At 70.7% G+C, this 25,629-nt stretch carries 18 protein-coding genes and 1 tRNA gene; 7 read left to right on the top strand and 12 right to left on the bottom strand.

Features of this window, described 5'->3' with window-relative positions; all coding sequences use genetic code 11:
- Nucleotides 1–52: 52 nt before the first annotated feature.
- Nucleotides 53–1,225 (bottom strand): substrate-binding domain-containing protein, encoded by a 1,173-nt coding sequence (locus ACFYPN_RS24540; protein WP_389301031.1) that lies wholly within the window; start codon nucleotides 1,223–1,225, stop codon nucleotides 53–55.
- A gap of 224 nt (nucleotides 1,226–1,449) precedes the next feature.
- On the opposite strand from ACFYPN_RS24540, the gene ACFYPN_RS24535 reads away from it, so the two are divergent.
- Complete coding sequence (locus ACFYPN_RS24535) at nucleotides 1,450–2,340, top strand: sulfite exporter TauE/SafE family protein (RefSeq protein ID WP_389301028.1); 891 nt, start codon at nucleotides 1,450–1,452, stop codon at nucleotides 2,338–2,340.
- Between the two features lie 72 nt (nucleotides 2,341–2,412).
- Here the strand turns inward: ACFYPN_RS24535 and ACFYPN_RS24530 are convergent, their stop codons facing one another.
- Both ACFYPN_RS24530 and ACFYPN_RS24525 read right to left on the bottom strand, forming a co-directional pair.
- A complete protein-coding gene (locus ACFYPN_RS24530; protein ID WP_389301026.1) occupies nucleotides 2,413–2,970 on the bottom strand; it encodes a hypothetical protein in 558 nt (185 codons plus the stop codon).
- Between the two features lie 81 nt (nucleotides 2,971–3,051).
- Complete coding sequence (locus tag ACFYPN_RS24525; protein WP_389301023.1) at nucleotides 3,052–3,600, bottom strand: DUF309 domain-containing protein; 549 nt, start codon at nucleotides 3,598–3,600, stop codon at nucleotides 3,052–3,054.
- Nucleotides 3,601–3,741: 141 nt separating this feature from the next.
- On the opposite strand from ACFYPN_RS24525, the gene ACFYPN_RS24520 reads away from it, so the two are divergent.
- Together ACFYPN_RS24520 and ACFYPN_RS24515 are read left to right on the top strand one after the other, a co-directional pair.
- Entirely contained in the window at nucleotides 3,742–6,387 is a 2,646-nt protein-coding gene (locus tag ACFYPN_RS24520; RefSeq protein ID WP_389301020.1) for an ATP-binding protein, read from the top strand.
- Nucleotides 6,388–6,437: 50 nt separating this feature from the next.
- A tRNA-Pro gene (locus ACFYPN_RS24515) sits at nucleotides 6,438–6,511 on the top strand.
- Between the two features lie 291 nt (nucleotides 6,512–6,802).
- On the opposite strand, the gene tkt is transcribed toward ACFYPN_RS24515, so the two are convergent.
- From tkt to ACFYPN_RS24500, 3 genes are all read right to left on the bottom strand, one after another.
- Nucleotides 6,803–9,019, bottom strand: coding sequence for a transketolase (gene tkt / locus ACFYPN_RS24510; protein ID WP_389301017.1), 2,217 nt, complete (start codon nucleotides 9,017–9,019; stop codon nucleotides 6,803–6,805).
- A 105-nt stretch (nucleotides 9,020–9,124) separates the two neighbouring features.
- Nucleotides 9,125–9,646, bottom strand: a complete 522-nt coding sequence (locus ACFYPN_RS24505) for a hypothetical protein (RefSeq protein WP_358763776.1) — start codon at nucleotides 9,644–9,646, stop codon at nucleotides 9,125–9,127.
- Between the two features lie 448 nt (nucleotides 9,647–10,094).
- A complete protein-coding gene (locus ACFYPN_RS24500; RefSeq protein ID WP_358763774.1) occupies nucleotides 10,095–10,538 on the bottom strand; it encodes a MarR family transcriptional regulator in 444 nt (147 codons plus the stop codon).
- Nucleotides 10,539–10,658: 120 nt separating this feature from the next.
- Between ACFYPN_RS24500 and ACFYPN_RS24495 the strand changes: the two genes are divergently transcribed.
- Together ACFYPN_RS24495 and ACFYPN_RS24490 are read left to right on the top strand one after the other, a co-directional pair.
- The gene (locus ACFYPN_RS24495; RefSeq protein WP_358763772.1) at nucleotides 10,659–11,216 is read left to right on the top strand and encodes a quercetin 2,3-dioxygenase; all 558 of its coding nucleotides are present in this window, start codon (nucleotides 10,659–10,661) and stop codon (nucleotides 11,214–11,216) included.
- 80 nt (nucleotides 11,217–11,296) lie between these two features.
- On the top strand, nucleotides 11,297–12,100 hold the full coding sequence (locus ACFYPN_RS24490; RefSeq protein WP_389301013.1) for an alpha/beta hydrolase fold domain-containing protein: 804 nt from the start codon (nucleotides 11,297–11,299) through the stop codon (nucleotides 12,098–12,100).
- Nucleotides 12,101–12,143: 43 nt separating this feature from the next.
- Here ACFYPN_RS24490 and ACFYPN_RS24485 read toward each other — a convergent pair whose 3' ends face one another.
- Nucleotides 12,144–12,962: a helix-turn-helix transcriptional regulator gene (locus tag ACFYPN_RS24485; RefSeq protein WP_389301010.1), complete on the bottom strand. Its 819-nt coding sequence runs from the start codon at nucleotides 12,960–12,962 to the stop codon at nucleotides 12,144–12,146.
- A gap of 132 nt (nucleotides 12,963–13,094) precedes the next feature.
- On the opposite strand from ACFYPN_RS24485, the gene ACFYPN_RS24480 reads away from it, so the two are divergent.
- The gene (locus ACFYPN_RS24480) at nucleotides 13,095–14,159 is read left to right on the top strand and encodes an aldo/keto reductase (protein WP_358763764.1); all 1,065 of its coding nucleotides are present in this window, start codon (nucleotides 13,095–13,097) and stop codon (nucleotides 14,157–14,159) included.
- Nucleotides 14,160–14,392: 233 nt separating this feature from the next.
- Here the strand turns inward: ACFYPN_RS24480 and ACFYPN_RS24475 are convergent, their stop codons facing one another.
- The 4 genes from ACFYPN_RS24475 to ACFYPN_RS24460 all read right to left on the bottom strand — a co-directional run bounded on the left by ACFYPN_RS24475 (nucleotide 14,393) and on the right by ACFYPN_RS24460 (nucleotide 18,569).
- Entirely contained in the window at nucleotides 14,393–14,980 is a 588-nt protein-coding gene (locus ACFYPN_RS24475) for an ATP/GTP-binding protein (protein WP_358763762.1), read from the bottom strand.
- A gap of 112 nt (nucleotides 14,981–15,092) precedes the next feature.
- On the bottom strand, nucleotides 15,093–15,461 hold the full coding sequence (locus ACFYPN_RS24470) for a DUF742 domain-containing protein (protein ID WP_358763760.1): 369 nt from the start codon (nucleotides 15,459–15,461) through the stop codon (nucleotides 15,093–15,095).
- A complete protein-coding gene (locus ACFYPN_RS24465) occupies nucleotides 15,458–15,895 on the bottom strand; it encodes a roadblock/LC7 domain-containing protein (protein ID WP_358763758.1) in 438 nt (145 codons plus the stop codon). Before ACFYPN_RS24465 ends, ACFYPN_RS24470 begins: the two co-directional genes overlap by 4 nt.
- A 46-nt stretch (nucleotides 15,896–15,941) precedes the next feature.
- A complete protein-coding gene (locus tag ACFYPN_RS24460; RefSeq protein WP_358763756.1) occupies nucleotides 15,942–18,569 on the bottom strand; it encodes a nitrate- and nitrite sensing domain-containing protein in 2,628 nt (875 codons plus the stop codon).
- Between the two features lie 1,738 nt (nucleotides 18,570–20,307).
- On the opposite strand from ACFYPN_RS24460, the gene ACFYPN_RS24455 reads away from it, so the two are divergent.
- Nucleotides 20,308–21,510, top strand: coding sequence for a S8 family serine peptidase (locus ACFYPN_RS24455; RefSeq protein ID WP_358763754.1), 1,203 nt, complete (start codon nucleotides 20,308–20,310; stop codon nucleotides 21,508–21,510).
- Nucleotides 21,511–21,594: 84 nt separating this feature from the next.
- Here ACFYPN_RS24455 and eccCa read toward each other — a convergent pair whose 3' ends face one another.
- Nucleotides 21,595–25,536, bottom strand: a complete 3,942-nt coding sequence (eccCa, locus tag ACFYPN_RS24450) for a type VII secretion protein EccCa (RefSeq protein ID WP_389301006.1) — start codon at nucleotides 25,534–25,536, stop codon at nucleotides 21,595–21,597.
- Between the last annotated feature and the right edge of the window lie 93 nt (nucleotides 25,537–25,629).

Here is a 25,629-nt window from a genome sequence, read left to right as displayed (position 1 = left end):
GATCGCCTGATCGGATGTGGTCAATAGATCGATCAGAAGGAATGTAAAGCGGTCAAACGATCGTTCCTTGCGGAGGGACGGCCACCACCCGCGCCGAACCGCGCACCGTCAGCTCCGGCAGCAACTCCATACGGCGCACCGCCCCTTGCGCCCCCGAGGAGCCACCCAGCCGGTACAGCATCAACTCGGCCGCGGCGCGCCCGATCTCGGCCTTCGGCGGAGACACCGCGGTCAGCGGGGTGGTGCCCAGCGCCGCCACGACGTCGTCGTACGCCACCACCGAACAGTCGTCGGGCACCCGCACCCCACTCTCGGCGAGTTGCTGGACCAGCATCAACGCATCGACATCGCCGTGCAGCACGGCCCCGGTGGCCCGTCGCTCCCGCAGCACCGCCGCCAGGTCCACCGCCGCAACGGCATCCCCCCGACCCCCGGCTCCCTCCTCGCTCCCCCCGCCGTGCCGGCCGTCCGAGGCGACCGCGTCCGGTGAACTGAGCACCACCCGCCAGTCCTCCACCTCCGGCCGCGCCGCGGCGATCTCCGCGAACGCCGCCCGGATGCTCCGGGCGGTCGGGCTGTCGTTCCGGGCGGCCAGCACGATGCGGCGGTGCCCCAGGGACACCAGGTGGTCGACGGCGAGGTGGACCCCGTACCAGTGGTCGGAACAGACCGAGTCCAGGGCGTGCAGCGCACTCCCCGGGCGCGGCCTGCGCTCCATCAGCACGGTGGGCACCCCCACCTCGGCGAGCCACTCGTAGTCGGACTCCTCCCACGCGGCGCTGCGCCAGCGCGGCGCGATCAGCAGCCCGCGAGCGCCACCCGCGAGCGCCTGCTCCACCAGGGGCCGCTCGGTCCCGGGTGCCTGTGGGGCGATGTGCAGCGAGACCCGGACACCGTGTTCGTCCAGCACCGAACGGGCGCCGTGCAGCGTCTCGTAGAGGTACGAATGCCGCTCCGGCACGACGAGCGCGACCGGGCCGCCCTCGGCCGCGGCGTCGACCCGCTCCGGCGCCGGAGCGGGGGCCGGGTCCTGTGCCAGGGAGGTGGACCGCGCGACACCGTGTCCGCGCTTCAGCCGTCCCGCGCGGGCCAGTTCCTCCACGTCCCTGCGCACGGTGACCACGGAGACGTCGAGTTCCTCGGCGAGCGCGGTCACCTTCACCGCCCCTCGCGACCGCACCACCGCGAGGATTCGCTGCCGCCTGAGTTCCACCGGCTCCCGCATGCTGTTGGCCCCTTACCCCGTACTGCCGCATGGTGGTCGTTTGAGCGGTTCTTCGATCGCTCGCGGGCGCAGCATAGGCAGATCGTCCCCGCCGGGCGCCAGGGGGTGGACGGGGAGGCCGTCGCCGAGGCGGCTGGCGGGGGTGCTTGGCGGGGCGGTCGCGGAAGGGTGCGTGGTGGGCGGTGCACCGCGTCGGCATTGATGTGTTTAGCATTCGAGCCGCCATGGATACCCTCACGCTTGCCCAGCTGGCCGTGCTCGCCGCGGCATCCGCCCTCGTCGGTTTCTCGAAGACCTCGATCAACGGCGCCAACACGATCAGTCTCGCGGTATTCGCGGCCGTGCTCCCGGCCCGCGAGTCCACCGGGGTGCTGCTCCCCCTCCTGATCGCCGGCGACGTCCTCGCCGTCTTCGTCTACCGACGGCACGCGCACTGGCCGACCCTGCTGCGGCTCTTCCCCGCGGTCGCGGTCGGTCTGGTCGCCGGAACGCTCTTCCTGGAGTACGCGGGCGACGGCGCGGTGCGGACATCGATCGGGGCCATCCTGCTGGTCATGGTCGGCGTCACGCTCTGGCGGCGACGCCGGACCGGGCCGGCGTCCGGCGGGGAACGGGCGGAAGCCGCGAGCGCCGGGGAGGCCGGGCAGAGCGGGGAGTCCGGAGCCGGCGCGGAGAACGCGGAGAACGCGGAGAACGGGGAACGGACGGCGCCGGCGTCCGGCGCGGTGCCGGGGCTTTCCGGCCGACGGGCTCGCAACGCCGCACGCGCTCGGGCGGGAACCTACGGGGTGCTCGGCGGCTTCACCACCATGGTGGCCAACGCGGCCGGCCCCGTCATGTCGCTCTACCTGCTCTCCTCCGGGATGCGCAAACTCGGCTTCCTCGGCACCTCCGCCTGGTTCTTCCTGATCGTCAACGTGACCAAGGTGCCGTTCAGCGTGGGGCTCGGCCTGATCGACGGGCCCTCGCTGCTGCTCGACGCGGTTCTGGTCCTCTTCGTCCTGCCCGGCGCCTGGCTGGGCCGCCGGTGCGTGGACCGGATCAACCAGCGGCTCTTCGAGCGGATCGTGCTCGTGGCGACGGTGGTGGGCGGGCTCCAACTGCTGCTGCTCTGAAAGCCCGTCCGTCACCGGTCGGACCTGCGGACGCCGCCGGGCGCGACGGCGGGGACGCTCGCTCCTCGCCGCTCAGGGCAGCAACAGCCAGTCCGTCCCCACGGCCGCCAGCAGGCCGACGCCGAGCAGCCAACTCGCGAGCCTGGTCCGCCCGTTGCGGCTGAGCTCCATCACGATGCCGCACAGGATCAGGGCGAGGCCGTAGACGCCGACGACCAGGACCGACGAACGGCTGGCGATGCGCATCCACAGGACCACCGCCATCACCGCCATGCCCAGCGAGGACAGCGCGATGCGCAGCCGTCGCGCTTGACGTGGCGTCAAGCGATTCCCGTCCGGGCCCGGTTCGCCCTCGGCCGCTTTGTGTCCGGCCGATGCGCCCCCGGCCGGACCGGCCGCCCCCGTCTCGTCCGCGCCCGTCTCGGCCGCACCCGTGACCCCTCCGGCTGTGGCGGTTCCGGCAGCCGGTGCTGCGGTACCCGGACCCTGTGCGGCCGTTTCGCCCGCGGCCCCTTCCGGGCTCGGCGGGTCCACGGACCGCCCGGCGGCGGGGATGGCGTCCGAACCCCGGCCGCCGGCCCCGGCCTCCGGGGCCTGTGCCCGGACCTGTTCCTGGTCAGCAGTGCTCATGGAGCCGGATCGTAACGGCTGACTGCCGCCGGGGGTACGGCGAGGCCGGGCGGACGCGGCCCGTACCTCCCCGGACACCACCTACGCGCGGCGCGGACGGAGCCGAGGTGCCTTGGCGGCGGCGTCCACGCCGGCGTCGGCCGCGCGCTCCCGGCCCGTCGGCCGAGCCGTGTCCCGGGCCGCGTTCGCCGCCTCCGGGAGCTCGACCCGCTCCGCCAGTTCCCGGGCCCAGTCGATCAGCTCGCCGACGCCGATTCCGTACGGTTCGCGGGTGCGATACGCGCCGAGAACGCTCGCTCCCCGGCGCAGCAACCGGCCCCCCCCGACCGCGTTGCCGCGTGCCGTATGCGTGAGGCCCACCGCCAACTGGGCCATGGCACGCCAGAGTTCGCGATCCTCCTCCGGGCCGGACTTCCAGGCGTCTTCGAAGACCTCGTGGGCGTGGAACGGCATGCCGGCGTCCAGCAGCCGCTGCGCCTCCCGCAGTGTCTCCCCGGGGGAGCGCACCACGCCTTCGGGCTGGCGCTCCACCCCCTCGGCCCCGTGGGGCAGCGGGCGCCCCAGCCCGTCCCGGGGGCGCGCGTTGCGCGCTCGGCCTTCGGCGTCGCGGTCCCTGTGCGTCTCGTCCACGGCTCGATTGTGCCCCGTGGGGCAAGCCGGCCCCACCCGGACGGGAGGCCCCACCTGCGGCGAACTGTTCCAACCGTGGCCCGCGCCGCCCCGCGCACGACTACGCTCGGTCTGTCCGTATCACCTTGGGGAAGGGTGGGCATGAAGCCGTCCCGGCCGTTGTACGAGCGCGATCCCGAACTCGCCGCAGCTGCAGACGCGGTGGCCGCGCTCTGCGGCGCGCAGGCCGTCGGTGGCCTGCTGGTCTGCAGCGGGGAGGCGGGACTCGGCAAGACCGCGCTGCTGGCGGAGGTCCAGGCCATGGCCGCCGACCGCTGCACCGTGTGGTCGGCCCGTGGCGGCGAGACCGTCACGTCGGTGCCCTTCCACGTCGTACGCCAACTGCTCCAGCCCGCCCTCGTCCAGATCGCGCCCGACCAGCTCCGTGAGCTGTTCGGCGACTGGTACGAGACGACCGCGCCCGCCCTCGGCCTCGCGCAGCCCAGCGGACCGCAGCCGGACCCCCAGGGTGTCCGGGACGGCCTCGATCACGTCGTCCGCCAACTCGCGATCCGCCACAGCCACCGGCCGCTGCTGCTCATCGTCGACGACGCGCACTGGGCGGACGGCGAATCCCTCGACTGGCTCTCCTCGTTCACCGAGAACCTCGGCGATCTGCCTTTACTCGCCGTCCCGGCCTACCGTCCGCGGGAAATGGCCGAGCGGGGCAGGGTGGGGGCCTTCGACCCGGCCGCGGCGAGCGACCCCGCCACACTCGTGCGCATCCCGCTGCGCGCGCTCACCCCGGACGCGACCGCCCATCTGGTCCGGGAGACCCTCGGGGAGCACGCGGACGACCCGTTCTGCCGCGAGGTCTGGGCGGTCACCGGAGGTAACCCGTACGAGGTGGTCGAACTGGTCGCCAAGGTGCAGGACGAGGAGATGCCGCCGGTGGAGGACTCCGCCGGCCAGCTGCGTGAACTCGGTGCCTCGGCCCGGGGCCGCGGGCTCGTCGCCCGTCTCGAGCGGCTGGGGACCAACGCCAACCGGTTCGCCTGGGCCGCCGCCGTGCTCGGCACGGAGATCTCGCGGGACATCGCGGCGAACCTGGCCGGGATGAGCGCGGCGGAGGCCGCCGACTGCACCGCCAAGCTCCGCGAAGCCCGCATCATCACCGGTTTCGACCCGTTGGAGTTCGTCCACCCGGTCATCGCCACGACCATCTACGACTCGATCCCGGGGGCCACCCGTACGGCCATGCACGGACGGGCGGCCTGGGCCCTCACCGATGCCGGTCACGGCGTCGCGGCGGCCTCGCGCCATCTGCTCGAAGTCCACCCGGACGACGACCAGGGAGTGGTGCAGCAGCTCCGCGAGGCGGCCAGGCACCATCTCGCGGTCGGTGCCCCGGAAGCCGCCCGGCGCTGTCTGGAACGCGCCGTCGAAGAGCCGCCCCGGCCCGAGGACCACGCGCTGATCCTCTACGAACTGGGGTGCGCGACGCTCCTCAGCTCGCCCGCCACCACGGTGCGCCATCTTCGGAACGCTCTCGACACACCGGGGCTGGACGAGCGTCAGCGGGTCGACGCGGTCTTCCGGCTCGCTGCCGCGCTCGCCCACAACAACGAGCTCAAGGAGGCGGCCGACACCCTGGCGGCGGAGTCGGCGCGTACCGCTCCGGGCGCCGGCCTGATGCGTCTGCAGGCCGCGCACTTCCAGTGGGAGGGGATGCAGCGGGAGGAGTACGACGGTGCCGCCCGCTCGCGCAGGCTCGCCGGCAACGCGGACCACCTGACGGGCCGGGACAACCCCGAGCGCGCTCTGCTCACCTTGCGCGCCTTCGACGCGATGATGCGGGGCGAGAACGCCGAACTCGTCGTCGAGCTCTGCGAACGCGCGCTCGTCGACGGCAGCCCGGCCCGGGGGCTCGGCTGGACCGACTCGGAATGGGGCTTCGAGTTCCCCACCATGGTCGGCATCACCTATGCCTTCACCGACCAGTACGAGCGGGCCCAGAGTCTCTTCGGCGAAGCGGTGCGCGCCTTCGAAATCTCTGGATGGAGCGGCGCGCACCTCGCCTTCGCCCACACCCTGCTCGGCCTGGTCGCCCGTCGTCGCGGACGGCTCGCGGAAGCCGAGGGCTTCCTGCGCGAGGGGCTCCGGCTCGCCAACCGCGTCGGCAGGGGCCTTCCCGTCCACTGGGACGCCGCGTGCCTCCTCATCGACACCCTGCTCGCACGAGGTCGTACGGCCGAGGCCCGCTCGGTCGCGGACCAGTACGAGTTCGGTGCCCCGTACCCCAGCGCCATGGTCCTTCCGGACGCTCCGTGCATCAGCGGCCGTCTGCTGCTCGCCGAGGGGCGGACCGAGGAAGCCGTCGCCGAGCTCGAAGCGGCGGGGCTCGCGCTGGAGGCGCGCGAGCGCCACAACGGTGTCTGGGCGCCCTGGGCGTTCGACCTGGCCCGCGCGGTGCGGAAAACCGACCCCGACAAGGGCGCCGAGATCGCGGCCCGGGCCAGGAAGCACGCGGAACGCTTCGGAACGGACACCGCGATCGGTGAGGCTCTGCGCTGCCTCGCCGTGTTCGCCCCCGCCGATGAGGCCGAGAAGCTGCTGGCCGACGCGGTACGCCATCTGGAGGCGTCCTCCTCCGAGTACGAGCACGCCCTCGCCCGGTACGAGTACGGCATCGCGACCCGCAGCACCCGGGAGCTCGCCCGCGCACAGAAGCTGGCCGTCGCCTGCGGTGCCGACGGACTCGCCAACCGCGCCCATCAGGCACGCGCGTCGATCCGGCCCTCGGAGTGAGGTAATGTTTTCCCTGCGCGGCCGACCGGGAAGACCGGGAGGAAACGCGGCGGGACGTGGCGCAGCTTGGTAGCGCACTTGACTGGGGGTCAAGGGGTCGCAGGTTCAAATCCTGTCGTCCCGACTCGAAAGAGTCGCAGATCAGGGCTGGTTTTGGAGAAATCCGAGACCGGCCCTCGATCATTTTCGGGGACCGATGCGCAGGTACCGCGAGGCGGTGGCCGGTGGACCGTGGTCGGGGAGCCTGCGGAGGACGTGTGCGTGGACCCCGGCGTCGGCGTACCGGGCCGGGCTCGCACCATGTCGCCGGAGCATGACCCGGACGCCGGGACGTGCAGATCTCCACGCCCGGCGCCCGCGTCCACTCAGTCGCGACCGTCTGGAGCGGTTCGCGGGGTGAGCTGTCCCGGGCCGGTCAGGATCGGTCACCGGTGCCGCCGCTGGTGGGCGCGGAGGTTTGCTGGTGTCCTCCGGGCCGCGGCGCTCGCTGGGTGTCGCGGATGCTGTCGCGGGCGGCTTCGGCGACTGCTTCGGGGGTGATGCCGAATTCCGTGTAGAGGCGCTGGTAGTCGGCGGAGGCACCGTAGTGCTCCAGACCGACGATCCGCCCCGCGTCCCCGACGAGATCCCGCCAGCCTTGTCCGACGGCGGCTTCGACGCTGACCCTCGCCCGAGTGACCGGAGGCAGGACCTGGTCCTGGTAGTCCTGGGGCTGGGCGGCGAACCACTCCCGGCACGGCATGGAGACGACCCGTGCCGCGATGCCGTCGGATGCCAGCAGCGCGCGGGCGTCCAGGGCGATCTGGACCTCGGAGCCGGTCCCGATCAGGATGACGTCCGGGGTCGCGTCGTCGGACGCTCCGGCCAGGACGTATCCGCCGCGGGCCGCCCCGCTCGCGGGGGCGTACTGTCCGCCGTCGCGGTCCAGGACCGGCAGGTTCTGCCGGGACAGGATGAGCCCGGCGGGGCGGTCGCCGTGCTCCAGGATGGTGCGCCAGCAGGCGGTGGTCTCGTTCGCGTCGGCCGGGCGGACCACGTCCAGGCCGGGGATGGCGCGCAGCGCCGCCAGGTGTTCGACCGGCTGGTGGGTCGGGCCGTCTTCGCCCAGGCCGATGGAGTCGTGCGTCCACACGTAGGTGGTGGGCAGCTTCATCAGCGCGGCCAGCCGGACCGCGGGGCGCATGTAGTCGGAGAACGTCAGGAACGTGCCGCCGTAGGGCCGGGTCAGGCTCTGCAGGGCGATGCCGTTGAGGATCGCGCCCATGGCGTGCTCGCGGATCCCGAAGTGCAGGGTCCGGCCGTACGGGCCGCCCTTCCAGTCCTTGGTCTGCCGGTCGGCCGGTACGAAGGAGGGCTCCCCGTCCATGGTGGTGTTGTTGCTGCCTGCCAGGTCCGCGGAGCCGCCCCACAGCTCCGGCAGCACCGGCGCCAGTGCGCTGAGGACGGCTCCCGATGCGGCACGGGTGGCCATGCCCTTCTCGCTGTCCGCCGGGAAGGAGGGCAGGACGTCGGTCCACCCGTCGGGCAGTTCCTGCCTCTGCAACCTGTCCAGTAGTGCGGACCGGTCCGGGTGCTCCTGCTGCCAGGCGGCGAACTTCTCGTTCCACCGTGTGTGTGCTTCGCGGCCGCGGTCGGCGGCTTCCCGGGTGCGGGCCAGTACCGCGTTCTCGACGGTGAAGTGCGCATCCGGATCGAAGCCCAGCAGCTGCTTGGTGGCGGCGACTTCGTCCTCGCCCAGCGCCGATCCGTGCGCCTTGCCCGAGTTCTGTTTGTTCGGCGCCGGCCAGCCGATCAGCGTGCGCAGCATGATCAGCGAGGGGCGGCGGGTCTCTTCCCGCGCCGCGCGGGTCGCCGCCAGAAGCGCGTCGACGTCCTCGACGTAGCCGCCGGTGCCGGTCCAGTCGACGGTCTGCACGTGCCAGCCGTACGCGGCGAAGCGTGCGGGGACGTCCTCGCTGAAGGAGACGTCGGTGTCGTCCTCGATGGAGATGTGGTTGGAGTCGTAGAACACCGTGAGGTCACCGAGTTCCTGGTGTCCGGCCAGGGAGGCCGCCTCGGCGGTGACGCCTTCCATCAGATCGCCGTCGGAGGCGATGACATAGACGTGGTGGTCGAAAGGGCTGGTGCCCGCTGCGGCGTCGGGGTCGAGGAGGCCGCGCTCACGGCGAGCGGCCATGGCCATGCCGACCGCGCCGGCCAGACCCTGCCCCAGGGGACCGGTGGTGATCTCCACTCCGCGGGTGTGGCGGTGCTCCGGATGCCCAGGGGTGGCCGAGCCCCAGGTCCGGTAAGCCTCCAGGTCCGACAGTTCCAGGCCGTAGCCGGCCAGGTAGAGCTGGATGTACAGGGTCAGACTGGAGTGGCCGCAGGACAGCACGAACCGGTCCCGGCCCAGCCACTGGTCATCGGACGGATCGTGCCGCATGACGTTCTGGAACAGCAGGTATGCCAACGGGGCCAGGCTCATCGCTGTTCCCGGGTGACCGTTTCCGACCTTCTGCACCGCGTCGGCTGCCAGCAGGCGCGCGGTGTCCACGGCTCGCACGTCCACCTCGTCCCAGCCCGCGCGCTCTGCCACCGGCTGCTTCACGGACCGGCGGCGCCGGGCTGCTCCGGAGTGCTCATTCGTCATGCGATTGCTCCTTCGTCGAACACTGCGGCTGCGGTTGCCACCGTGCGGTCCGGGATGGCTGCGGGAGGGACCCGGTCATGTGCCGTGGGCTTCGGGTGCGGCGGTTCACCGAGTGTCGGCGGCCCGTGAATCCAGCGTTCGGGCGGCCGTCGCCAAGCGCAACTCCTCCAGCGCGACGCTCTGCCGCTCGGCGCGTTCCAGCAGCGCGTCCAGCTTTCCCGCGGAGAGCCGCCCGTCGGATTCGGCCAGAGCGCGCAAGGTGCGCCAGCAAGCCGCCTTGCCCAGGACACCCAGCAGCATCGACTCCGCTTCCACCACGTCGCTCAGCGGGGAACGCGAGAGCAGATGCCCGTTGGGTTTGAGACGGCCCGCCTTCTCCGCGACCCAGCCCACGGCCGCCTTGGAACTGCTGATGGAGACGCCCAGGTCTTCCATGATCCCGGCCAGCGCGTCGCGGTCCTCGTCGATCTGCCGTGCCAGGTCGGCCAGCACCGCCGCTTCCCGCGCGTCCGGGCGTGCCTTCGCGGCACGCCGGAACAGCTCCAGGCCGCCCGTGGCACCGGTGTAGTGGTCGTTGAGGTAGATCCCCAGCAGGTCGGCATCCTTGGATCCATCAGTGGCAGACATGCGCGATCCTCCAGAATCGGTAGGGAGCGACTCGGCGGGACGACGGGCCGCCGAGGGTGCCGCCCGACCGGCGGGCGGAACCGTAGCTGTACCCGCCTCCCCGCTTTCGCCTCCCTCATGTCACCGCAGCGCCGTCGTCCCTCGGACGGCGGAGTAAGCCGGGCGGACGGGATCGGTCCCGCGCCCGCCGCCGGAGGGCTCCTCCGTGTACGCAGCACCCCCCTGGCGACGGGATCGGTCCCGCGCCCGCCGCCGGAGGGCTCCTCCGTGTACGCAGCACCCCCCTGGGCCCTACGCCGACTGTCACGCCGAAGGTGCTCGCGGTGGGGTTCGCCCGGTTCTTCCGGCTGACCTACCCGCACCCGGCCACCCACGCCGACATCGACGACGCCGTTTGCGGGGTCTGTCCGCCGGGGCCCTGAGCCGGCAGACCGCCCGACGGTCGTCGTCATCCCCGCGGCGCGGTGGGCGGCCGGCCCCATGGAGCCTCCAGCGCCGATCGCAGGGCGTCGGCCTGCGCACGGCCGATCCTGTCGGCGAGTTGATCTTCCAGCTGTTGGAGGATGAGCTCAGCCTGGCGGTGTGCGCGTTCCCCGCTCCCGGTGCGCCGGATGAGCCGCTGCCGGGCGGAGGCGGGGTCGGGGTTCTGTTCGAGAAGTCCGGCGGCGACCAGGCCGTGCACGGCCTGGTGCGCGGTCTGCCGGGTGACGCCCATGCGCCGGGCCAGCTCCGAGACGGTGGTGCCCTGATCGTCCAGGGCGGCGAAGAGCTGCACCTGTGTCGGGGACACGGGTTCGGCTCCGCCTGCTTCCAGAGCGGTCAACAGCCCTTCTTCGAACCAGCGACGGGCGTCGCCGAGCAGCTGGGGAAGGTTGCGGCGGGTGGATTGCATGTGTTCCTCACGGTGGCGGAAGCGGGACAAGACCGGGGCACCTGCACGGCTTGCGCGCCCAAACCTTTCATGTCAGGCTGCCTGACAATCGTGACGGGGGAGATCCGAGGAGAACGAGACATGACCTTCGAGTACGCCACCCGCTACCGGCGAGCCTCACGCATACCCGCAGAACCGGGCAAGCCCTACTTCATCGAGAAAGGCGAAGGGGACCGCGCCCACCTGTTCGGCGACCTGATCACCATCTACGCCGGCGGCGAGCAGACCGAGAACACCTTCAACTTCTTCACCGTCGAAGGTCCCAAGGGCGACATCATCCCGGCCCACCTGCACACCGACACCCACGAGGTCTTCTACATCACCGCCGGCGCCGTACGGCTGTTCGTCGAGGACACCGAAGGCAACCAACAGGAGAAGCTGCTCACCCCGGGCGACTTCGGCTTCGTGCCCAAGAACTGCCGGCACGCCTACCGCATGGAGCGCCACCACAGCCAGGTCGTCGGCGTCGCCGCCGGCCCCGGTGGCACCTTCGAGCGGTTCTTCGAGAATTTCGGTGCGCCCGCCGAGCAGCTCGGTCTGCCCACCGAGCCGGTCATCCCGGAACCTCGCAAGTTCGCCGAGGTTCCTCACCAGTACGACGTGCGCTTCCTTCCCGACCACCAGTGGCGGACCCGGTGACGGCGGCCGGACCCCCGGTTCGCGAACTGATCGCCGCGCCACACCCCGACCACGCTCCACTGCCGCCCGCCGATGAGAGGATGCCCGGCGTCCATCAGCTGCGCGGCGTGCCCTACCACGTACTTGAGGGCAGCCGCCCACTGGAGCTGGATCTGTGGTTGCCCAAGGCCGAGCAGGCAAGGCCCGTTCCGCTGGTGCTGTTCGTCCACGGCGGCTCCTGGCGCCGGGGGCGGCGCGATGACATGGGACTGCGAACCCGCACCTGGGATCCAGGGCCGTTTGCGCGTATCGCGGCTGCGGGCTGCGCCGTCGCCTGCGTCGACTACCGGCTCAGCGGCGAGGCCACCTTCCCCGCCCCGCTCGACGATCTGAGCGCCGCGCTGCGCTGGCTCACCCTGCGCTCCGCGGAACTCGGCATCGACACCCGGCGGACGGTGGTGTGGGGAGAATCCGCCGGTGGACACCTCGCTGCGCACCTCGCTCTGGCCCGCACCACCCCGCCTCTGGCCGGCGCCGTGATCTGGTACGCACCGAGCGACCTGACCACCGCACGGGGCTCCTACACCCCCGAAGATCCCACCACCCCCGAAGCGCTCATGCTCGGCGCGGCCCCGACAACCGTCCCCGGACGGGCGCAAGCAGCCAGCCCCCTCGCCCAAGCCCACTCCAGCGCCCCGCCGTTCCTCCTCGTCCACGGAAACGAGGACACCCTGGTGAACTGCTCACACAGCCAGTCCTTCGCCGCGGCACTGGAGAAAGCCGGGGTGCCGGTCGAACTGTGGACGGTGGTGGGCGCCGACCACGGCTGGCACCGGCTGTCCGACACCCAGGTCGACGAGATCTTCACCCGCTCCCTGGCCTTCGCGCTCCGCCTCATGGCATAACAGGAGGGCCGCGCGGAGCGGTTCGCGTTCCGACGGTTCGATGTCACCGTGCGCACAGCCGGTCCAATGCGGACTGGCTCTCGTCGTCTGCGGCGCGGCAGATCATCAACCGCTGGTCCGGATCGTGGAGTGGCATCAGCACTTCGAAGTGCACGGCGATCATACCGGCGTCGGGATGTCGAATCGCCTTGTGCCCGCGGCCGTTGGACGTGATGTCCCGCTCGGCCCACAACCGCGCGAATTCCGTACTGTGCGTGGTGCATTCGGTGATGAGGTCGATCAACGCCCGGTCCTCCGGGTGGGCGGCCCACGCTGCGCGCAGGTGGGCGATTCCCTCTCGTACGACGCGTTCGCGGTCGACATAGAATTCACTTATTTCCGGGTGTACCAGGCACAGCCACATCGCATTGCGCTGCGACGGCGGCAGGGTGCCGAAGTCCATCAACAGCCTGGCCATTTCGCTGTTCCAGGCCAGGATGTCGTAACGGTGGTTCATCAGCATGGCCGGCAGCGGCGACAGGTTGGTGACCAGCCGGGCCAGCGGCGGCGCTGCGGTGGTGGCGGGCTTGTCTGCGTTGCGGGGCCGCTGCCGGGTCAGGTCGAAGAGGTAGGCGCGTTCGTCGGGGGCCAGGCGCAGTGCCCGTGCCAGCGCCTCCACGACATTCGCCGAGGGCCGCAGTCCCCGGGCCTGTTCCAGCCGCACGACGTAGTCGATGCTGACCCCGGCCAGTTCGGCGACCTCTTCACGGCGCAATCCCGGGGTCCGCCTGGCCCGCCGGCGCGACGGCAGATCGAAATCGCGCGGATCCAGGCGTTCGCGCCGACTCCGCAGGAACGCAGCCAGCTCCTGTGTCGTGTCCACGGTGCGAGGCGTCATGTGCGATCCAACAGCCAGGGTAGGACTGGTGTTCCCAGGAACGTCCTTCCCTTATCCCCGGTTCGCGGCGGTCGCACCCTTGTTCTCGACAACGGATCACAAGCGCAGGAGGACACGATGTCGCTCACCCTCGACACCTACCGGCTGTTGGGCCGCTCCGGGCTGCGGGTCTCACCCCTGGCGCTGGGCGCGGCGACCTTCGGCACCGAGTGGGGCTGGGGCGCCGAACAGGACGAGGCGCGGAGGCTGTTCGACCTTTACGTCGAGCGCGGCGGCAACTTCATCGACACCGCCAACACCTACACCAATGGCAGCTCCGAGCGCCTGCTGGGCGAATTCACCCGCGACAACCGCGAAAGCCTGGTGCTGGCAACGAAATACACCACGCTGCGCCGGCCCGGCGACCCGAATTCCGGCGGCCCGCACCGCAAGAGCCTGTTCGCGTCGGTGGAAGCCAGTCTGCGCCGACTGAATACGGACTACATCGATGTGCTCTACCTGCACGTGTGGGATTTCACGACACCGGTCGAGGAGATCCTGCGCGGCATGGACGATCTGGTCCGGCAGGGCAAGGTCCTGTACGTGGCGATCTCCAACGCCCCGGCCTGGCAGGTGTCGCGCATGCAGGCGATCGCCGACGTGCGCGGCTGGTCGCCGCTGATTGCCCTGCAGATCGAATACAACCTGACCGAGCGTAGCGGGGAACGTGATCTGATCCCCATGGCACGCGAGATGGGGCTGGGCGTGGTGCCGTACTCGCCGCTGGCCGGCGGGGTCCTCACCGGTAAGTACAGTCGCGACGACCTGACCGCGACGAACGCCGCGGCCGATGACGGCTCCCGTAAGGTTTTCAACATCGCCAACGGCGGTCTCACCGAACGCAATCTGGACATCGCTGAGGTCGTGGGGGAGATCGCCACGGAGCTGGGCCGCACCACCGCTCAGGTCGGACTGGCCTGGACCCTGCAGAACCCGGCTGTGACGACAACGCTCATCGGTGCCCGTACTCGCGCGCAGCTGGAGGACAATCTGGGCGCCCTGGAGGTCGACTTCACGGCCTCTCAACTGGCCCGCCTCGACGAGGTCGGCGCGATCGACCTCGGCTTCCCGCACGACATGCTCGCCAGTGACAGGATGCGCGCGGTGACCCACGGCGATCTGAAGGTCGAAACCCGGCGCTGATACCAGAACCACCGCGGGCGCCCCCACCGCCCAGCAGCAGCGAGTACGCGAGATGTTCCCCGACGCCCCGACGGGGGACAGGCGGTGACCGGGCGTCGGCAGACGGCCGCGCCCTCTCGGCCGGCGTCGGCGTGCCTCAGCACGACAGTCATGATCAGAGGCGGTTCCGGAGGCATACGGAGCCGCCTCTGACCGAATGCGGACGCCCCCGGCGTGCGAACCGGCCTGGAGCATCAGGGTATGAGGCTCGCGGTTGCCTCGCGCAGCGTCAACGCATGCGTCACGGCGGTGAGCAGGACCTGTTTGACCGACTCGCGCCGACGTGCGTCGCACATGGCCACGGGAACACCGGCGTCGAGGTCCAACGCACTCCGGATCGACTGTGGTTGGTAGGTGCGGGCCCCGTCGAAGGTGTTGACCGCGACCATGAACGGGATCGCATACCGTTCGAAGTAGTCGATGGCGGCGAACGAGGTCTCCAGCCGGCGAGTGTCGGCCAGGACCACCGCGCACAGCGCTCCGGACGCCAGTTCGTCCCACATGAACCAGAAGCGGTCCTGCCCGGGAGTTCCGAACAGAAATATGCTGAGCTTGTCGTGCAGGGTGATACGGCCGAAGTCCATTGCCACCGTCGTGGAGGTCTTCGAGCGAACCGCCGAAATGTCGTCGATGCCGACGCTCGATCGTGTCAGCTGTTCTTCCGTATGGAAGGGGGCTATCTCGCTGATGGTGGAGACGAGAGTCGTCTTCCCCGTACCGAATCCGCCGGCAACGAGTATTTTCACGCCTTGGGGGAGTTCGTCTTCCGTTGTGGACGCCATGGTGCGGATTGACTTGTCCCTCATCATCTCGGTCCGTTTTCCTCGGGTCTGTCTCACGTTGTACGTCGATGGTGATCGCGTGTCCTCGCGGATCACGGGATCACATAGTGGATCACAGGGCTTGGAGGCCCATGAGTACTTCTCTGATGAGACTCGGGCTGGGGCGTCCGTCATCCTCGTACGGCTTGCTCACCTGGATGGTCCTCAGGTCCAGCAGGTCGCCCAGGAGGACCCGTACGACCCCCAGGGGAAGCCGTGTGTGCGAGATGATCTCGCTGACGGAAATGGGGCTGCGGCACAGCCTCAGCAGCGTTTCGTGCTCCGGCTCCGTTCCGTGCCACTCCTGTACGGAGGTGGTGATGCTCTTGACGAACGTGACCAGGTCGAAGACGTGGTGGTGGACATGGGTGCGGCCGCGCACCATGGTGTACGGCCGCACCAGTGCGACGCTCCCGTCGCCCGCCCAGATGCTCTCCGTCATACGCTCTGGCGCTCACCAGGACGCCCCGGGGCGTCCCGGTACTCGACGGAAAGGTGCTGCCCCACCCGCGTCACCAGTCGGGCCATCTCGTACGCCACGATGCCGATGTCGGCACTCTCCGGCGCCAGTACCGCCAGGCACGCGTTGTCTCCGGCGGCGCAGACGAAAAGGAATCCCTTCTCCATTTCCACCACCGTCTGCCGCACCGAGCCGCCGCCGAAGTGCTGCCCGGTTCCTTTGGCGAGGCTGTGGAATCCACTTGCGACGGCTGAAAGGCGCTGGGCTTCCTCCTGGGGGAGGCTCCCGGAATTGGCCAGCAGGAGGCCGTCCGAGGAGAGCGTGATGGCATGGCCCGCGTCCGGTACTCGCTGCACGAGGTCATCGAGTAGCCAACGGAGCTGAGTCGTTGTTTCCCTGGAGACTGGCAGTGTCATCGGCCCGTACTCATTTCTTGTAATCGCTTTGCGGCGGAACAGCTCTTTAGATGTGCTCGCCGTACCCGGGTCCGAGGTGCCCTGAGTCCTGCCGGGCGAGACGTCCTCGGGCGCTTCCGGCCTGGAGTGCGGACATGAGGGTGCGGACCTGCGCGGGGCGTGCCGAGCCCGGTTCGGGGGAGCCGAAGGTGGCTCCGGGCTCCGGGGCGGGAGCGCCCGGGACGCCCGGAGGGGTCATGAGGGCGTCACCCGGCGGGGCGTGCTGCGCGCGCGGGGAGGCGGTCCAGTCGAAGAGTCCGGCCGAGGGCGGAGCCGTGGAGTGCTGCAACTGGGGGGCGAGGCTGGCTTGCCGGACGCGTTGGGGAAGCCCGTCGATGTATTCGGTGGGGTGCGGACGACCGTGCTCCTCCACCGGCGTCGCGCTCTCCGGCGCCGAAGCGAAGTCGGAGGCTCGGCCCACGGACCAACTGTCGTACGAGGAAGCCGGCGTGGAGCTCTGTCCCCCGAGCCGCCGATGTCCGTCGGACTCCGTGGGGGAGTCGGACAGGCGAGGTACGGGGCCCACCGGGAAGTGGTGGGCGTGCTCGCTCGGGCCGGCTGCATGCGATACGGCCGCGTCCATGGGCCGCTCGCTTGGACCGTACGGGACCGGCGCGCCCCCCTGCCCGGGGGAGGAGGGCGCGGGCGCACCGGTGAGGGCCGGGGCCGCCCCGGAGTGGCCGACGGCGTCGCCGATCTCCGCGCCGGAGTGGTCCAGCAGCGTATGGGGGATGAGCACCACGGCGGTGACGCCCCCGTAGGGCGACTGGCGGAGTGACACCGCGATGCCGTGCCGCTGGGCCAGGCGTCCGACGGTGATGAGACCGAGACGGGCGCTGTCGAGGTCGCTGACGTCGACCTGCTCCCTGATGCGCGTGTTCGCCGCTTCGAGGTCTTCCATCTTCATGCCGAGACCGCGGTCGTCGATCTCCACGACGAGGCCGTTGGTGCTCCGGCTGACGCCTACCCGTACCTGAGTGTCGGCAGGGGAGAAGTGCTGGGCGTTCTCGATGAGTTCGGCCAGCAGATGCACGACGTCGGTGACGGCGCGTCCGGCGACGTGGAGTGGAGGTACCGGCAGGACCGACACGCGTGCGTAGCCCTCGGTCTCGGCCGTGGCGCCACGGAGCACGTCGATGATGGGGACGGGGCGCCCCCAGGGACGGCCGGTGGAGGCGCCTGCGACGATGATCAGGCTCTCGGCGTGCCGGCGGAGGTGCATGGCCATCTGGTCGAGGGCGTACAGCTCCGCCAGCCTCTGCGGGTCCTCCTCCCGGTGTTCCATGGACTCGAGAAGACCGAGCTGGCGGTGGACCAGGGCCTGACTGCGCCGGGCCAGGTTGACGAACACCTCACTGAAGCGTTGGTGCAGTCGTACGTCTTCGTCGGCCAGGTCGACGGCCGTCGTCTGCAGGGCGAAGAAGGCGTCACCGAGAGCGGCCAGCTCCCGGTGTACGAAGCGCGGCCTGGCCATGTCGGTTCTGACATCGACCTTCTCGCCCCGGCGAAGCCGGCCGACGACATCACGGAGACTGTCTTCCGTGAGGTTGCGGGCCGAGTCGCGAAGGCGTGAGACGTCGCCGACCAGGGAGCGCCCGATGCGTACGGAGAGGACCAGCGACACGATCAGAGCGACCAATCCCAGTGCGCCGGCCAGTCCGAGCGCCCACAGGGCGCGGTGCGCCGGCGGTCCGGTCAACTCGAAGACGTCGTCGATGTCGTCGAGGGCCAACTCGTTGGTCACGGCCCACTGGGCGTCGTACGCCTTGCGCCACTCCGACACGGCGAACGGCAGCCGGTCGGTCGTGGGCCCGGCCTGGACGAGCTGCTCCTCCATCACCATGACCTTCTCCATGGGGCCGCCCGGCCGGGCGGTCTCCTCGAAGGGCCGGCGCTGTGCCTCCGGCAGTCCCCGCAGGGCGAGTTGGGTCAGGTGGCGCGAGGCGCCGACGTCCTGCACGATCAGCCCGTAGGCATCGGGCGTCAGCCGTTCCGCCGCTCCGGCGGCCGAGATCAGCGCATCCTCCTGCGCCAGGAAATCACTGCCGAGGGCGTTGGTGTACTGACTGTGCCCGAAGCGCTGCGCCTTCTGGTCGGGCAGCACCGTCATGGCTTCGAAGGCGTCCGAGATGGTGCTGTTGATCTGCGTGTACGCGTCCAGGGCCTGCATGGTGCCGAGGCGCCGGTCGTCGACGTGCCGGCGCAGGGCGAGCAGGCTGTCCAGAGACTTCCGCGCGGAGCCGACCTTGTGGTTCACCTCGGTACTCGCGGCGTCGTGCACGTCGTCCGTGTCGGCGTGCATCAGGAAGTCCGCCACGTCGTCGTCGGTCTTCGCACGTGCGCGCGAGAGCGCGGTCTGCTCGCCTGTGGGCCGGGAGCCTTGCTCCCCCGTGCTCTTCGGGTTGCGCGGGGAGGCGAGCGCCACCAGGCTCGTACGCCGTTCCGTCTGGACGTCGATGAACACCTGGGCCAGCGGCCGGGCCAAGTGGTCCCCGATGGTGTCGACATGAACCAGCGTGAGCGCGTTGTTCAGTGACAGATAGGCGGCGTAGCTCCACAGGGCGGTGAGGGAAAGGAGCGGCAGGAGCAGCAGCGCGGTGATCTTGCTGCGAAGGGACCAGCCAGAAGGTTTCATGCGTGACTGCATCTCCGCTGAATAGTGACTCCGGCGCGGGCCGCGAGAAGGCGATCGACGTGCGGACAGGGCGTTGCCGGTCTGCCGTCGAGGGGGAACGACGCACTCGTGAGGGAGACGCGGGGTCCGCCGGCTCCGGGCTCGCTCGGAGGGCTCACTGTCAAGGTTGCTGGAATGGGTGCGTCGGGCGGTGGCTTTATCCGTGCGGGACGGCCCTTAAGTGCAGTGCTCCATCGCGCCTGCCCGACATGGTGATCCTTTCGAGCAGGTGTGTACTCGCGGACAGGGTAAACCGCCTGCCGACGCCATTGTCTGGAAAAGAGGTTCGATTTCCGGGTCCTCGGAGTGCGCGGTAGCCCTGAGGGTAATCGCGCATCGAGGCTCGGACGATCGGGAGTCGAGGGTTGCCCCCGGGCTGCTTCGAGAACTCCCGACTCGGATAGTCATTGAGGTGCCGGGAAGAGCGCAAGCCGATCACGGGGCATGCGTCCTTCGGGACTGCGACCGTGCCCCTAAGGACGGTACGAGCGAGGACCGTGCCGCTCCCGCGAGGCGCCGGTGGTGCTCCTCGACGTGGCGGACCCTGGCAGTGCGTCCGGCGGTACGGCGCGCTCGCGGTCGGCCGAGGAACCCCGGCCGAACCCGCCGTCCGCCCCACCTCGTCGCGCCGCCCGTGCCCGCGCGAGGGGCGCGTGATCCGAAGCGTGGGGCGACCGTCAGCCCTGGGGTACCCGAGACTCCGCGTGCACCCTCACCGTTCGCCGGCCACTCATGTCCCTCCGGTCGGACCGGGCGTGGGCCGATCGGACGAGTGCCGTCTCAAGAAGTGCGCGCTCCTCGGAAGAGAGTGCATTCCTGACTTTCTCATTCTTGTACCAGCCGTTGAGGAGTGCGTGCGAACTCCCGAGCCTGAGGGAGTAGGACCACATGCTCTCACCCGTGTGCGTACCGGCCCATCCCGCAGCCCATCGAAGCAGGTGGGCGATCTTCTGCTGGTGATCGTATCGAGGAGGGTACATATCGTTGATCCCTGGCTCCATTGTCGCGTTCCCGTCGACGGGAAACTCCAGCCACTGAAAGTGGTCGAACATGCGCACACGCCGGCGGCACGTTGGTCGCATGGCGTCGGAATTCGATGTCGGCGTACCCCGGACCGTGCTTCGGGAAATCGAATGCGCAGTGGTCGCCGAATTCTTGCTCGGAGGGGGCCGGTGCCACCTGTCCGCACTTCATTTCCCCACCGTTTCCGCGCACTTCACGTTATCGACGCGGGAAAGGCGCTGACAGGCGGAGGCGGTCGCGCTCACCCCGACGGACAGACGCGCCGCCCCCAGGGGCATCGCGTTCGGTGAGAGGCCCGTGTCACGGACTGCGCCGCGCCCGGACAGTCGCTTCCGGAGCGGGAGCGGGAGTGGGAGCGGGAGTGGGAGCCGGAGCCGGATGACGTAGATCCGCCCTCGGACGACATTCAGTCGAGTGATCAGTCAAACCCGGCGAGGACGACCTTGACCCGCCCACGACGGTCCCCGAAGCATGGACGTCCGAGCTCAAGGGCTGTCCCGCAATTCCTGGCGGGTGCGCGACGACAGCTACGGCACCCCGCCGCGTTGTCGGAACGTCCGCACACATCCCGTGTGCGGACGCTCCTCCGCCTTGTGATGCGCCGCATCCGACGCCGCGCACCGATCCACCACGCATCGCGGGACGGCCCTTGGGCGGCCATCGATGAGAGGGACCCATGAGGCACATCAGGCGGCCGTCGAGGCCGCGCGACGTCCCGAAGCGCACGATCGCCCTGGTGGCGCTCCCGGTGGTGACCGTGCTCTGCTGCCCCGGTCCCGTCCTCGCGGACACCGTCTCCCCGACCGGGGCCGCCCCCGCGCTGCCGGTAGTCGTGTCCACCCTGGACCAGGGCGCACCGTGCCGCCCGGCTTCGGACGTCCAGGCCCGCACACCGCCCTGGACGCAGGACATGCTCGGCCTGTCCAGTGCGTGGCAGCTGACCCGCGGGGCCGGGGTGCTGGTAGCGGTCGTGGACACCGGAGTGGGCAAGGACGTCCCCGGCCTGGCCGGCCGGGTCTCCGCAGCGGGCGACGCAGGGGTGGACTGCGTCGGGCACGGCAGTTTCGTCGCGGGCCTCGTCGCAGCCGCGCCCCAGCCCGACACCGGCTTCACCGGCGTTGCGCCGCAGGCCCGCGTCCTGGCCGTCCGGGGAACCGACGAGCGGGGCGTCGCCACCCCCGACAGCGTGGCCCGGGGCATCCGGGCGGCCGCGGACGGCGGCGCCTCGGTGATCACCGTCTCGTCGGCTCTCACCACGAACTCCGATGCGCTGTCCGCGGCCGTCCGCCACGCCCGGGGGCGGGATGCGCTGGTGCTGGCCGCGGCCGCTCCGGACCGGACGCCGGACGGTGCCGGGTCCTCCGGGCCCGCGGCCTACTGGCCCGCCGCGGAGCCGGGTGTCCTGTCGGTGGCCGCCTTCGGCTCGGGCGGCGCCGAAGGGCCGGTCCCGGTGCCGCAGGCCGACCTCGGTGCCCCCGGTGTGGGGGTGGTCAGCGTGGGGCCGAGCGGAAGCGGGGCCTTCACCGGGAGCGGATGTTCGTTCGCGGCGGGCGTCGTGGCGGGCACGGCGGCCCTGGTGCGCTCCTACCGGCCGGGACTGACGGCCGACCAGGTCTCGGCGCGGCTGCTGGGGACTGCGTACGCGGCACGAGTGCCCCGGGTGGACCCGTACGCCGCCGTGTCCGGTGCGGTTCCGGACACCGTGTCCCGGACGAGGGAAGCCGCCGACCCCGCCGTGATCCGGGCGACGCGCCCGGACGGTGCTGTCGCCACCCGCGGCCGGTGGATCGCCGTGGGCAGCGCGCTGGTCGTCCTGGCCCTCATGATGGGTGCGTGGGTCGTCCCGCAGGGCCGGGCCAGGGGCTGGCGGGCCGGCTGACGGTGGGCGGATCGGCCGACGGTCGCGGTCGGCCGACTGTCGCGGTCGGCACCGGCGCGCCCACCCACCGCTCACCGCCCACGGTCAGTCGGCGGCCACGTCTTCCACCAGGGCGGTCTGGATGAGCGTCGCCTTGCGGCGTGCGACCCGGACGGCCCGGCCGGGCGGCAGCAGCTTCGGCTTGACGTTGCCGATGAACGTGCCCTCCGACGGCGGGCAGGACATCATCAGCGCGGTGCTGTTGACCTCCAGGATGCGGCGCACCAACGGCTCCGCCGTACCGCGCATGGCGTTGGACGACGCACGGGCCACCACGAAGTGCATTCCGACCTCATAGCCGAGAGGCATGTGCGGCAGTAGCGGATCGAACGGGTTCTCGTGGCCCCCGGAGACCATCTCGTGGTCGTCGACGAGGATGAACAGCCGGGGCCCCGACCACCAGTCGGCCAGCCGCATCCGGGACGGAGGCATGTCCTCGCCCGGCACCCGCTCGGCGAACGCGTGCGCCGCACCGGCCACCAGCTCCCGCAACGGGTTGACCGAGACGGCGTGCCCCAGCCGGTACTCCTCCGGTACCGCCTCGATCAGGGTCCGCCGGTAGTCCACCACCAGGATGCGGGCCTCGTCGGGGGTGAAGCGCTCGACGATGGACCGGGCGATGAGCCGCAGCAGGTTGGTCTTGCCGCTCTCGGTGTCGCCGAAGACGACGAGATGCGGACTCTCCATGAAGTCGTGCCAGGCCGGCTGGAGTTCGTTCTCCTCCAGGCCCAGCGCCAGCCGGGTACCGGCAGGTGCGGGCAGCGTGGACGCGGGCAGCCGGGTGGGCAGCATCCGTACCGCGGGAGCCCCCGGGCGGCCGCCCCAGCCCTCCGTGACGGCCGCGACCATGCCTTCGACGCCGGCGGCCAGGTCGTCCGCCGACTCCACGCCGTCGATCCGCGGGAGCGCCGCCAGGTAGTGCAGCTTGGTCTGGGCGGTGAGCCCGCGCCCAGGGGTGTCCCTGGGCACCGAATGAGCCTTGCGGATGTCGATGTCGGAGTCGGAGGGATCGCCCATCCGCAGCTCCAGCCGCGTTCCGGCCTGGTCCCGGATGGCCGCCGACAGCTCCATCCAGCGGGCAGTGGTGGTGATCAGGTGGATCCCGAAGTTCAGCCCTCGCTGGGCGAGCTTGTTGAACTCGTCGATCAGGTGGTCGAAGTCCTGCCGCACGGTGGCCCAGCCGTCGACGACGAGGAAGACGTCACCGTACGGCTCGTCCGGGAAGTCACCGGCGGCACGCCGCCGCCGGTAGGTGGCCATGGTGTCGATGCCCTGCTCCATGAAGAAGCGCTCCCGCCGGGTGAGCAGCGAGGTCACCTCGTTCATGGTGCGGCCCACCCGTTCCTCGTCCAGCCGGCCGGTGACCCCGCCCACGTGGGGGAGTCCGGCGATGCTGGAAAGCGTTCCGCCACCGAAGTCCAGGCAGTAGAACTGCACTTCACGAGGGGTGTGGGTGAGCGCCAGGGAGGTGATGAGGGTTCGGATCAGGGTGCTCTTCCCGCTCTGCGGGCCACCGGCCACCGCGACGTGGCCGCCCGCGCCGGAGAGGTCCACCCACAGCAGGTCCCGCAACTGTTCGAAGGGCCGGTCGACGATGCCCACCGGTACGGTCAGCCGGCCGGTCTCCGCCCCGGCCACGAGGCCGCGTTGCGGATGCGGCTCCAAGGGGGGCAGCAACTGGTCGAGGCTGGGTGGCACATCGAGCGGCGGAAGCCACACCTGGTGCGCCGGTGCCCCCGACTCCCGCAGCTTCTCCACCGCCAGGGCCAGCAGGGTCTCGTCGGACTCCTCCTCGACCTGCTGGTGCTCCGTGGCCTGCCGCGGTACGACCCATCCGGTTCCCCACGGCATGATCTGGCTCGCGGTCTGCGCCGCCGAGGACGCCCGGCCGCGGTGGCGGTACGTTCCCGACACGTACGCCGCCCGGAACCGGGTCAGCTCCTCGACACCGCTCTTGAGATAGCCATTGCCGGGCTCGGGCGGCAGCTGGTACGCGTCCGGCACCCCGAGAACTCCGCGGCTCTCCATCGCGGAGAAGGTCCGCAGACCGACGCGGTACGACAGATGGCTCTCCAACTGGTGGACCCGCCCCTCGTCGAGCCTCTGCGAAGCGAGCAGCAGATGGACCCCCAGGCTTCGGCCGAGGCGCCCGATCATGACGAACAGGTCCATGAAGTCGCGGTGCGTGGCCAGCAGTTCACTGAACTCGTCGACCACGACCACGAGGCTCGGCAGCGGGTCCAGCGGTGCGCCCGCAGCGCGGGCCCGTTCGTACTCCAGCGCCGAGACGAAGTTGCCGGCCTGCCGCAGCAGCTCCTGACGCCTCATCAACTCACCGTGCAGGGCGTCCTGCATCCGGTCGACCAGGGAAGCCTGGTCGGCCAGGTTGGTGATCACGGCCGAGACGTGCGGAAGGAGATCGAGTCCCAGGAAGGTCGCACCGCCCTTGAAGTCGACCAGCACGAAGTTCAGCCGGTCCGAGGGGTGCGTCAGCGCCAGCGACAGCACCAGCGTCCGCAGCAACTCGCTCTTGCCGGAGCCGGTGGCGCCGATCAGCATGCCGTGCGGCCCCATACCCCCCTGCGCCGACTCCTTCAGGTCCAGCTCCACCGGCGCCCCGCTCGCGGTCAGACCGATCGGCACTCTCAGATGCTGGTGGGCGCCCCGTCGCTGCCACAGGGCGGCGGGTTGGTACCGGTACAGGTCGTTGATCCCCAGCAGGCCGGTGAGCTGGATGTCGGTGGCCAGCGGCTCGGCCGAATCGCCCCCGACCGTACTGCGGAACGGAGAGAGCACCCGCGCCAGGGCCGCGGCCCCCGCAGGACCGAGCCGGTCCGCACGGCCGAGCGGGGTCGACTGCTCCCGCCGGTTCCGGTCGGTGCGGACCAACTCCACATCGCCGTTCTCCACCTGGAGCCGCAGCGTGGTACGCCCGGGACGCCAGCGCAACGCCCCGGACAAGTCGATGACCAGGGCGTTGCGGTAACCGGTGCCTTCGAAACGATGGCCGGAGGGCACCGTGCCGCCGTCCACGAGCACGACGACCAGCGGCTCCTCCCGGCCCGGCGCGGCCGTCGGGTCGAAGGCCGGCCGCTCGGTGAACTCCGCCCCGATGATGTCCTCCAGCTCGCCCAGCGCACCGGCGACCATCCTGGCCGGCCCGGCGCCGTCGTTGGACTGCGGATGGAGAGAGTGCGGCAGCCACTTGGCCCAGTCCCACTCGTGCTGCGCCTCCTCGGACACGCAGAGCGCGATCCACAGGTCGTCCGGACTGTGCAGGGTGGTGAGCTGACCCACCACGGCCCGTGCCAGGTCCCGCACCTGCGCCCGGTCGCCGCGGACCAGGACCCGCGACCAGGCCCGCAGATAGACGGCGATGGGCTGGTCCGGGACGGTGGTGTAGGCCCGGATGAAACTGCGCAGGGCGTGCGCCGACAAGGGTTCGAGGTCCTCCACCGGGCGAGTGGACACCGGTGCCAGACGCAGGCCCAGATTCTGCTCCCCGACGGCGATCCGCACCTCGCCGAAGTCCTCGTCGGTGGTGCGCCGCTCCCACAACCGGCTGGTACGCACCAGCGAGGACAGCGCGGCCGGGTGCGGGTGGCGCCACGTCAGCGCCTCACGCTGGGCCTCCACCGCCCGTCGGATACGCCGCCGTACCTGCGAGAGGTACCGCAGGTAGTCGCGCCGCTGTCCGTTCATCTGGGTCTTGCGGTCACCACGGCGCTGCATCACCTGTCCGACGAGCATCATCACCGCGGAACCGCCCATGGTCGCCATGGCGACGTAGGAGAGCACCCCGCTGCCCGGCCTCATGAGCGTCAGCATCATCGACATCGACATCATGGCCATCGGCATGAAGGTCCAGATGGCAGCCGAGTTGGGAGTCGCTTCCGCCATCGCGGGCGGTTCCTGGAGGCTGATCTCGCCCTCGGGCATGTCCGGACCTCGCCGACGGGCAGGACGGCGGAAGAGCACGACACTCAACGGACGGTCTCCTTGCAGTGGGACTGGGGCCTGTACGGGGTCGGCTCGCGGCGCCGCGGGGCCGGGCACGCACGCTCGCGGTGTCGCCGGAAC

Source organism: Streptomyces sp. NPDC005576 (assembly GCF_042871745.1).
Taxonomy (GTDB): Bacteria; Actinomycetota; Actinomycetes; order Streptomycetales; family Streptomycetaceae; genus Streptomyces.
This window is presented reverse-complemented; position numbering and strand designations above follow the sequence as displayed.